Annotated in this window: 7 protein-coding genes and 1 pseudogene; 3 read left to right on the top strand and 5 right to left on the bottom strand. The window is 59.1% G+C overall.

Annotated features, from left to right (window positions below; genetic code table 11):
- Positions 1-333, top strand: a pseudogene (locus NKI88_RS16170) (glycosyltransferase family 2 protein); the annotation flags it as partial.
- Positions 334-348: 15 nt separating this feature from the next.
- On the opposite strand, the gene NKI88_RS16165 reads toward NKI88_RS16170, so the two are convergent.
- From NKI88_RS16165 to NKI88_RS16155, 3 genes are all read right to left on the bottom strand, one after another.
- Positions 349-567, bottom strand: a complete 219-nt coding sequence (locus NKI88_RS16165) for an Hpt domain-containing protein (RefSeq protein ID WP_352656105.1) — start codon at positions 565-567, stop codon at positions 349-351.
- A gap of 481 nt (positions 568-1,048) precedes the next feature.
- Positions 1,049-1,327, bottom strand: coding sequence for a GlsB/YeaQ/YmgE family stress response membrane protein (locus NKI88_RS16160; RefSeq protein ID WP_352656096.1), 279 nt, complete (start codon positions 1,325-1,327; stop codon positions 1,049-1,051).
- A gap of 198 nt (positions 1,328-1,525) precedes the next feature.
- Positions 1,526-2,320, bottom strand: coding sequence for a PRC-barrel domain-containing protein (locus NKI88_RS16155; protein ID WP_352656094.1), 795 nt, complete (start codon positions 2,318-2,320; stop codon positions 1,526-1,528).
- Between the two features lie 643 nt (positions 2,321-2,963).
- Between NKI88_RS16155 and NKI88_RS16150 the strand changes: the two genes are divergently transcribed.
- Together NKI88_RS16150 and NKI88_RS16145 are read left to right on the top strand one after the other, a co-directional pair.
- Positions 2,964-3,266 carry a hypothetical protein gene (locus NKI88_RS16150; RefSeq protein ID WP_352656092.1) on the top strand — a complete coding sequence of 101 codons (303 nt, stop codon included), beginning with the start codon at positions 2,964-2,966 and terminating at the stop codon, positions 3,264-3,266.
- Positions 3,267-3,327: 61 nt separating this feature from the next.
- Positions 3,328-4,338 carry a sensor histidine kinase gene (locus tag NKI88_RS16145; RefSeq protein ID WP_352656090.1) on the top strand — a complete coding sequence of 337 codons (1,011 nt, stop codon included), beginning with the start codon at positions 3,328-3,330 and terminating at the stop codon, positions 4,336-4,338.
- Between the two features lie 63 nt (positions 4,339-4,401).
- Here NKI88_RS16145 and NKI88_RS16140 read toward each other — a convergent pair whose 3' ends face one another.
- Together NKI88_RS16140 and NKI88_RS16135 are read right to left on the bottom strand one after the other, a co-directional pair.
- On the bottom strand, positions 4,402-4,767 hold the full coding sequence (locus NKI88_RS16140; protein WP_352656088.1) for a response regulator: 366 nt from the start codon (positions 4,765-4,767) through the stop codon (positions 4,402-4,404).
- 905 nt (positions 4,768-5,672) lie between these two features.
- Positions 5,673-7,505 (bottom strand): OmpA family protein, encoded by a 1,833-nt coding sequence (locus NKI88_RS16135; RefSeq protein WP_352656086.1) that lies wholly within the window; start codon positions 7,503-7,505, stop codon positions 5,673-5,675.
- Positions 7,506-8,226 lie beyond the last annotated feature (721 nt).

Genomic DNA, 8,226 nt, shown 5'->3' with positions numbered 1-8,226 from the left:
GGGCCGATATCGGAGGTGCTGGGCTATGTGCTGATCCCGACCTTCTGGCTGCTCGGCATCCTTTCGACCGAATATCTCTTGGCATTCACGTCGCTGGTTTTCACCTACGGGGTTTGCGTGAGCGTGTGTTCGCTGGTCCTCGAAGAGGCCGAGCTTCAACGTTTTCCGCGCGCGCGGGATCTCGCCTTGCTCACGGCCGTGGCTGTGATCGAGAATTTCGGTTACCGCCAGCTCAACAATCTCTGGCGCGTGAAGGGATGGTGGCAATATCTGCGCGCCGACCAAAGCTGGGGCGAGATGACCAGGACCGGCCTGACTGGCCCCAAGAAGTGAGTCCAGCCAGTTGAATCACCGCAGCGTCCGCTCGATTTCAGTTATAAGCGCATCGATCGCGGCATGCACGGCTCCATCATCCGCCTGCTCGATCAGCGATGTTTCCAGTGCCGATGCCTGCATGCTGACCTCCGCAAACCCGAAGGTTCCCGCGGCTCCAGCGAGCGAGTGCGCCGTCCCAATCAGCGAGTCGTTGGAGCCCTTCAAAAGGACTGTGTGACGCGCAGCCTTCAACTCCGCTAGTTGAGCGGCGCACCGGGCCAGGAAACGTTGCCGTAGGGGGGCGAAGGGATCTTCCAAAATGGGAGGCGCTCCACGGCCAGGTTTCAGAGGTATTCAAGCAGAAAATTCGGTGGAGTGAAACGAGCTGCTTGGCACGTCAGAGCGGACTAGAGTGGGCCGTGCCCCAACAAACGGCAGCTTCGCGCCTCATATCGGCCGTTGCATCCGACCCCGTCGCCTTGTTTGCGACGGGGAAGCTGTGTCGGATCGCTAATTCAGATTGAAGGTGAGATGAGAGAGATCCGCAAACTAGCAGCGTTCCTTGTCTCCGATGTGGCCGGCTACAACCGGTTAACCGGCGCAGATGCAGAACCAGGTCGCAAACCTGTGATACAGAAGCCGTAGCAGCCACTCTCTTCGCCTGAGTGCGGCTGCTCATGGATCAAGGGCGGATCGCCCCGCCGACGTGAGATGGCTACCGCCACCGACCCCTCTATCCGCCTCCGAAACGCCCTCCACCAGCAACCAAGCGGATGATTAGGAGAAGTACAATGGCGCCGACGGTTGCATTGATGATGAGGCTGATCGTTCCGCTTCCCAGATGGACGCCTGCGCGGGGTAGCAGCCAGTCCCCTATGAAGGCTCCGATGATCCCGATTGCGATGTCCCCGATCACACCAAAGCCGGCGCCTCGCACAATTCTTCCGGCCAGCCATCCGGCAATAAGTCCCACTACCAATATAACTATTATGCTCTCGTTCGACAGGTGCATGGTGTCCTCCAGGCTTCGTTTCCGCAGCGCAATTCGTGTCTGCAACCGGCGACTAGTCCATAGCCGATCCGCTATCCCCACGAAAGCCAAAGCGCGTCAGAGGTGCTATCCGTCCCAGCGCGCAAACACTATCTTTAGGTGATGGAATCCTTAGCACATCGCCGTCAGAGGCTCGTGTTGCAAGTACCGTTTTAAAGCTCACTGGACTTTAGTCGTGGGTTGCTGCCCTGCCGGCAGATCGTATCGAACCGGGTGAGAATCTAGCTTCTCGAAGACAGCATCGTTCTTCGCACGCCATGCGTCGTCCGCGAGCCACAGATATTCCTGGTCGGGCATCAACGGAACGGCTTTCACATCGGTACTGGAGATGCGCAGGTAGAAGCTGTTCCGCTCCTGATTGACCTGCATGTACCGCAGAGGGACGACGATGCTGTCTTTGCCGGCGATGAAAAAGCCGCCTGAGGCAATGACTGCGTAGTCCCATCGGTCCTTGCTTCCAATGATGACGTTGCGAACTTCACCGACGATCTTGTCATCCGAACTGCGAACCTCGGCGCCGACAATCTCGTCGACACGTAGACCGGGTTCAAGCTCGTCAATATTGGTGAGAGGTCCTGCGCCTGGAGTGCTGCGTTTACCCTGAACTTCACCACCCTGCGGCCGCTGTGGTTCTTCTGCGGCCACCTGCTCATCGGCAAGGTCCTCGTCGTTGCCCCCAAGCTTCGCCATTGATGGCGCGGCAATCAGTTGTCGAATGTTGGCGAGCAAGCGTTCGCAGTCCTCCTGTAAGCCATACGACCACAGCAAGAAGGCGGCATCTCTAAGGGTTCGTAGGTCACGGACAAGGTAGCGATTTTCCGGATTACGCAATTCCGGGCTCTTGAGGACTGCCTCTTCGAGCTTGGCATCGGAAATGTTACAGACGGCGAAAGCCGGTTGGAGGCCAAGCCCCAGCAGCAACGCTACCGGCGCCGCCATCCAAACCAATCTCATTAAAATTTCCCTCGGCGGCTACTGTTCGAACTCTTGTCTCAAGCACGCGCCAGTCGGGAGGAAATCCACCGCGGAACGAGCCCACCTCAACACTCCATACGGACTTTGGTTCCAGCTTGCGACGGTTGCTGACAGGAAAATTGCTGATGAACCTATCATCAGTGCACGCGAGATGGTCAACGAGTATTCCATGTCGGGCCCTATGCACCGAGCGTTGGGGATAGAGGTGGCCTCGATGCGAACTGATGCAGACGTTGAGGGTCGCCCAAAGGGCTATTGAAGACGTAACATGTCAAAGCAGATACGGATGACGCGGCCGGTGATGTAAAGCGGCTGACACCCTGCCTGGTCGTGCGTGGAATTGCCGTCGCGATGCGTCGCCCTGTGCATTTTTTCGCCATTTCACTGATCGCCGTCCCAGCACGTGCCCCGGGGAAACGCGCGCGTCCCTAGAGGGCTGGGTAATGGTGGAGATCTATGGTACCTAGGGTTGCTCTCCTAACGTGGAGGGTCCGAAACCATCCCAGCGATCCAGCCTCAGCGAGCGTAGCGGCGCCGAAACAGCACGCCCTATCTCTCAGCTCTTAAACCTCGCGCTTCATGCCCCGCGTCCAGGGCGTGCCGGCAGCAAAGAAGGTACCTGATGGACGAAATACACACCAATGCGCGCGAGCAGTTTTTCGCGGCTATACGTATCCTTGCATCGTCGCCTGACAGCATCCAAACCCGATTGATCGATGCTACACCAAGGATTCTTCAGGTCACGATCGACGAATTCGAAGGCGCGCATGAACTCAAAATCAGATTTGCCCGAATTCTTGATCTTTTGGCGGTCGATCAGGACGATCTCGCAACGGCTGCCGTAGAAACAGCCGCCCACATGACGGATTTTGAGGCAACCAAACTTGCCGATCTGATCTGCGACTTTTTCTCAGACCTGGAATAACTGGATCTGAGATCCCTTTTGGCCATTCGTCAAAACCTCCCTTGCGATCTTGCGAGCGTCCATGAAAACCACAGCAGAACATCTGAAACCACTCCTATGGGAGCCCAGGAACCTGATCCGCGCCATCGAAGCCGCAGGCGTCACCCTATGGTCGTGGAACGTGGACAGCGATGCCTTGGCCATGGATGATCGGGCCTATGACCTGTGGGGCATATCGCGTGCCACGGACGTCAAATTTGAAGATCTATCCGCACACATCCATCCTGCCGACCGCGACCGTGTGCGAGCCGCGTTCAACGCGACGCGGGCAATTGTGGGCCCCTACGAGATCGATTTCCGGATCATGATCGGCGAAGAGCTCAAATGGATCTCCGCCCGAGGGCAAGGCGACGATGAAGGTATGGTCCAGCGGCTGATGTTCGGCATTTTCATCGATGTCACGGGGAGAAAACAGGCGGAGGAAGGTCGGGAGCTTCTGGCCGGCGAAATGAGCCACCGTGTCAAGAACCTGCTGACCATCGCCTCCGGCCTTACCGCTATCACGTCCCGTTCGACGACCACGACCAACGACATGGCGCGCGAGTTGACACAGAGGCTGACTGCCTTGGGCCGCGCCCACGATCTCGTCAGGCCCGTGCCAGGTCAAACCGAGGCTGCTTCGGCGCTGCTAGGCGATCTTTTGACAGTACTTCTGGCGCCGTATGATGATCTGGGCGCTTTCAGCGGTCGCATTCGGGTTGCGGTGCCCAGGATGAGCGTTGGTGAGTCTTCAACAACAATTCTCGCGCTTATCATCCATGAACTTGCAACCAATTCCCTCAAATACGGCGCTCTGTCGACCGAGACTGGGACGCTGGATGTTTCGTGTTCGGCGCAAAGCGAGGCCGTCTCGATCGTCTGGACGGAAAGCGGCGGGCCTCCCGTCGAGGCGCCGACCGCGGCTCCGGGATATGGAAGCAAATTGGTCGAACGCAGCGTAACTGGTCATCTGCGCGGCTCGATTGTCTACGACTGGGCAAAGGATGGTCTTGTTGTCACGCTGAAAGTCCAGCCTGATCGCCTTGCGCAATAGATCTTTCAGTGACCTCGGTGGCCTAAACGTTCATTAAGGGTTGGCCAGCTTCCGTCATTGCCATCAGAGCGACAGGATACCTCGCAGGCAGGTTGCCACCCCTGCGTGGTCATATGGCTTGCCGAAGAACGCGCTCCCTTCCGGGAGATCCGCTGCCGCCATGGCGCGGTGACCTGACGTCGCTACGATCTTGATGGGCGGCCATCGATCGCGAACGGCAGCCGAAAGTTTCAGGCCATCCATACTGCCCGGCATGTCGATGTCGGTGAACATCGCTTGAATCATTACACCTGTTTCGAGTATGGCGATGGCTTCGTCGGCATTGGAAGCCTCGAAAACCAGAAATCCTTCGCTCCGAAGAAAATCCGCGATGTCATTGCGGATTAGAGGTTCGTCTTCGACAACCAAAACACCTAGAGGTAGCGACATCGGTTTCTACCTACAATTGATAATCTCACGGTCCTCAACTCCTGTGCTCCGAAATCGCTCCATTGAAATATTTCACGACGGCGATTTGGCGCAGACTGCAGCCAACCGCCGCGTCCACGCTAAAACTCTCAGGGATCGTCGCCGCCGCCTGCAGAAACGTCATCGGAACGTTGTGGCTAACCCGCTTGCAAGTTCCTGCGCATCAATCTGTCAGGCAAACACATCCATTGTGGCCTGTTTTGTCCATGCGGGCTGGGTTCAACGGGCGCGAGCCAAAAGCTAGCTTTTCGCGAGTGCGGACCCGAAACCGGACAGTCCGGAGACGGCCCCAATTGAGCCGTCGGCACGCCCGCAACCCGATGTCCAGTTTTTATGCCTCTCCACCAGAAGCTTGGACTGCTATCGTGAAGAGTTTCGGGCGCTAGCAGGCGTACGAAAGTCCCCGGCAAGGAACCTCGGGTCACAGGTGATAGCTATTAAACTAGGATTTCGGATTTGGCAGAAGTCGGCGATGGCGTGACCGCCGGTCGGGAGGCTCTTGGGGTGAAAACGGACAGACGGCTTCGTCGCGCCGCGCGCAAGCATGGCCGCGAAAATGCATGGGCCAGGCAGATTTCCTTGGCTGGTCTTGGACCATCAGCAGAAGGCGCGATTTGCCCCGCATCATCGAGCGCAACCGGAGTGGCCTCGATGACAAACGATGGTGCTTTCCCCAGCCTTGCCTGAACATGCGCGAATGTAACTTAGCCGCAAGTGGAATGGTAAAACCGCACGGAAGGCTGACAGGCCGCGCCGGGGTTGAAAGACAAGCATCTTCGGCCAGCAGAGGAGGCCGGAGCATTGATCAGCTTGGCTGGCAAGGGTCTCGCGACTCGGCACTCTTTTCCGCGTCGCGAGACCCGTTGTCAGTTGGCGCTGGCGACCGGCGCCACCAGCGGTGTGATGCGGCGAATTGCGACGCGGCGGTTCTGCCGTTCGGACCCTGTCGTGTTTACCTTAAGATAGCGCTCGCCATAGCCTTGGGTCGTCAGGTTCTCTGGCGCGATGCCGAAGGAGGTGGTGAGGGCCTCGGCAACGGCCTCTGCTCGCTGGTCGGACAAGGCCAGGTTTGCATTGTCGCTACCGACGGCGTCGGTATGGCCTTCGATCAAGAATGTTTCGGCCGGGTTCTTCTTCAGCAGCCGCTCCATTGCGTCCGCAACGCCTTGCAGCTTTTGGACTTCGCTGTCCGAGATCGCCGCCGAACCGGACTCGAAATTCAACGTGTCGAGATCAACCCGCCGGGCGATATCGCGCACACGCGCCGAGCGCTTGACCTCGTCGACCGAGTAGAGCCGCTGGACCTTTTCCACCGGCGGTTGCTCCAGGAAGGTATAGTAGTCGTCGGCATTCTCGACCAAATCGGACTCCAGGATATATTGTTTGCGCGGGATGTTCAGCCGCATCGGTGGCAAGTCATCACCAGGATCGCGCCAATCCTGTACGTCCTGGTAATACCTCTCGTCGACATAGCTCAGCACATACTCGCGGCCGTCGGGCGTGATGCGCGATCGCTGGATGACATCGCCATAGCGGTTGCGGATGGTGACGATTTGGATGCCATTGTCCCGAACGATTGTCTCGCGCGTGCGGTCGCCCGGCAGATCCTCGTAGTATACGTCCTTGGCACCACGGTTCATTCGCGGAGCTTCGTTGCTCTGGACGATCGTCTGGTTGTTGAACTGGATGATGATCCGGCCGCCAATTTCGGTGAGAACATCGGCGCCCTTTGGACGCTCCGGCGCCTGGCTATCCGGGGCCTTGTCGCGGCGGGTACCCTTTTCATCCGTCACCGGAACAATCTTCTCAGGCTTGATTTCCTGCTGCGCTGCCTTGTCGTCCGCAGGAGGCGGTCCGGAGTCTACGGGGGCAGCCGCAGAAGCGGGGGCCTGACCTCCATCGCTCTGCTGAGCGGGCATTTTGCCGTCCTTGCCCGGACGTTTTGCATCTTTTTCGCTGTCGAGGACTGGTGCGGCGTTCGGATCTGCTGGAGCCTCGCCCTGAACTGGCTTTTCGCTTTGGGCGGGCGCCGCTGGCTCACCATTAGCTGGGGCGGTTGCAGGCTGCTGATCGGTCGAAGGTTGTTCTCCAGTCACGGGCTGCGTTGGTGCAGGCGCCTCGGCGGCAGGCTGCTCGGCGGCAGGTTTCTTTTCTGGCTTGCTCGTAGGTTCCGCCGGCTGTTCGCCCTGGGCAGGCGCAGGCTGATCGGTCGTAGCAGGCGCCTGGGGAGCCGGGGTGGGCAAAGGTGTCTTATCCGCAGGTGGTTGGACTTGCTTAACTGGAGCCGATTTGTCGGGGGCCGGCTGCGCTGGCGCGGCCTCGGACGCCGGCGCCGGCGCGGCCGGTTGACCAGGCTGTTCCTTCGCGGATGGTTCGGCCGGTGGGGTGGATTCTGGAACGGGAGCTGCCTCGGACGCAGGTGCTGCCTCTTTTGGCTGCTCCTGCGGTTTCTGAGCAGGCTGTGGTTCGGTCGCTGGAAGTGGAGCAGCGTTTTCGGCCGGAGCCTGCTGCCTCAGCGCGCAGGCTTCGGCGGACTCGCCCTCCTTGCATTTTAACTTGATAAAGATCGGCGGTGGGGATGCGACGAACCGTGCGGAACCGGAGGCGGCGCTGCTGAGGGGCGCGAAGGGCCCGAACGGCGCGGACGCGATCAGCAAACCGAGTGCAGTGCTGGCCAAAATTTTTGGTCGGCGTGTCATTTGAATTCTCCTTGACGTGTCCCGTCGTTACTGAAACTGGGCAACTGCTACATTCGTTCCGGTTCGATCTGGAATGCCGCGCTTGCTAACAGCCGACGGGCAGATTGCTTCGGAGGCGACGCCGCGAGCCGAGCCGCAGATACAGTCCGCCGGAGGACGCCGCGGCCTGTTCCGGGGTAATCTGCGGTCTCTTGTATGAGAACGCCCGCTGGCCGGGAGCTAGCGGACGGGCCTTCTGGACCTTCTGACCGTCTGGACGGACCGAGCGGGCGAATGGCTTCCAGTGCCGCGAACTGACGCTGCAGGCGCACGACTTCAATCAGTGTCAAAATATTCGGCCCGGCCCAGCGATCTGGGTTGGATTGCTAACCGGAACCTGTTGGTTGTGCCGTTCATCGCCCTGGGTGGAAGGCGCAGGCGCCTCGGAGAGGCTGCCATGGTTCAGATGCGTGCAGTGCTCATAATCATGGCCGCGCGCACCGCATCGAGAACAGCACATAGGGAGTTGGTATAACAGCATCTACTACAATGCAGGACTCGGCTTTTGGTTGCCACGGCCGACCACGGTTGTTGGATTTCCGCAAGGCGCCACCTCAAGCCGCCCCTAGCGAGGATGCCGAGATTGTGAGCTTCAATGTCCAGAGCGAACAAGAATGGCCGTTTGCGCCGCTCGGAGGAATTTTATTTACAAGCGACTCTGCTTGGCCGACCGGCGCCAGCC

The sequence above is a fragment of the Mesorhizobium sp. M0317 genome (assembly GCF_040321555.1).
GTDB lineage: Bacteria > Pseudomonadota > Alphaproteobacteria > Rhizobiales > Rhizobiaceae > Mesorhizobium.
Note: the sequence above shows the minus strand (reverse complement) of the source record. Positions and strands in the feature narration are given on the sequence as shown.